The following is a 1,631-nucleotide window of genomic DNA, read 5'->3' on the forward strand; positions in this document are numbered from 1 at the left end:
TCGATGTCGCCGCGCGCCATCGCCGCCATGACGTTGGTCAGGTCATCCTCGAACTTGATGCTGACATCAAGGCCCTTGGCGGTGAAGCAGCCAAGGTCGCTGGCGATATGGACAGGCGCAAATCCCAGCCATGTCGGCGCCAGGATGCGGATCTGGTCGGCGCTGAGGGCGAGCTGCGAACTGGCGAGCAGCAGGGCTGCGGACAAGGCGGTGCCGAGTAACGGTTTCATGATTGTTCCCCAATTTTGTTCCGTACAGGCTCGCGATTTCTGACATTGATGTAAATGAGTTTATTTAGAACGATACATCGAATAACATCGATGTATCGTTCTGTGCATCATGGGGGGCGCCATGCGCCGGCTGGACAATATCGACATCCGCCTGCTGCGCGTTTTCGTGGCGCTGGCCGATTCAGGCGGGTTCGCCGCTGCGCAAATCACGCTCAACCTGTCGCAGCCGACGCTGAGCACGCATCTGGCGGAGCTGGAGAAACGCATCGGTGCGCAGCTCTGCCATCGCGGGCGCAAGCAATTCCGCCTGACCGAGGTTGGACAGGCAACCTACGATGCGGCGCAGAAGCTGTTCCGGGACCTTGACGATTTCGGACATCGCATTAATGCAGCCAGCGGCAGCCTGTCGGGCCGCTTGCGGGTCGGCACGTCGGATGGGGTCTTCACCAGTGGTGAACTGGGTATCCAGCACGCCCTCAGCCGCTTCATGGGGCCCGATTCCGACGTCTTCATCGACCTTTCGGTGGGTACGCCGTCCGAACTCGAGCAACAAGTTGCCGATGGCGGTCGCGACGTCGTCATCGGGCCGCTGTCGCAGAAAGCGCCTGGGGTCGTCTATCGCGACTATTGCGGCGAACCGCATCTTCTCTATTGCGGCCGTCGGCACCCGCTCTTTGCGATGCCCGATTCAAGGATCGATCAAGGCGCCGTCGACGCTGCGCGGTTCTCGGTGCGCAGCTATCGCCATTTCGACGACCTCTACCTTGTCGGCCATCCCAGGGCGAGTGCATCGGTCGTTCACATGGAAGCGCAGTTGATGCTGATCCTGTCGGGCAACTTCATCGGCTTTCTGCCGTGCCATTTTGCCGATCCCTGGGTCGCGGCCGGAGACATGCGGGCAATCAAGCCAAGGGCCTATTCGTTCAGTTCCATACACCGCGTCGCCTATCGCAAGACCGACGCGCAGCGCTCGCTTGTTCAGGCGTTTCTCGGTGCATTGTTCGATGCAACGCCCGTGGCCGGATAGGGCGACATGCAAGCGCGCCACCGGCGAAGATCACAAAGGGGTTTGCAGGGCCTGCAATGACCGCGTCATGTTTTCCCTGGCCTGCGGTTCGCAACGCTGGCGAAACTCTTCAGTGTGGAAGATATGCGGGCGGGCGAGGAAGCTCTTCAAGACCGCACTGCGTCCGGCCCGCCACATTGGCTCCTCCACCCAGTGGTACTCGCGCCGCACGGCGCGCTCATAGGCGTCGAAGGCGTCCGGCGCGGCTCCCAGGATCGACAGGTCCATATCCAGGAAAAGACTTGCGTCCCGTGTGGCCGCCGCGTCTTCGAACGGCGGCACCTGGTGCGTGGCGGTGGCGACGATCATTGCCGAGATGCGGTTGAGGCGTGAAG

1 protein-coding gene and 2 pseudogenes are annotated in these 1,631 nt (G+C 61.6%); 1 reads left to right on the plus strand and 2 read right to left on the minus strand.

Annotated elements, in window-relative coordinates:
- Window positions 1–230 (minus strand): annotated as a pseudogene (locus EN750_RS33295) (myristoyl transferase); the annotation flags it as partial.
- A 121-nt stretch (window positions 231–351) separates the two neighbouring features.
- On the opposite strand from EN750_RS33295, the gene EN750_RS33300 reads away from it, so the two are divergent.
- A complete protein-coding gene (locus EN750_RS33300; RefSeq protein ID WP_050596708.1) occupies window positions 352–1,257 on the plus strand; it encodes a LysR family transcriptional regulator in 906 nt (301 codons plus the stop codon).
- Window positions 1,258–1,287: 30 nt separating this feature from the next.
- Here the strand turns inward: EN750_RS33300 and EN750_RS33305 are convergent.
- Window positions 1,288–1,631 (minus strand): annotated as a pseudogene (locus tag EN750_RS33305) (hypothetical protein); the annotation flags it as partial.

The organism is Mesorhizobium sp. M7A.F.Ca.ET.027.03.2.1 (assembly GCF_003999175.1).
In the GTDB taxonomy this organism is placed as follows: domain Bacteria; phylum Pseudomonadota; class Alphaproteobacteria; order Rhizobiales; family Rhizobiaceae; genus Mesorhizobium.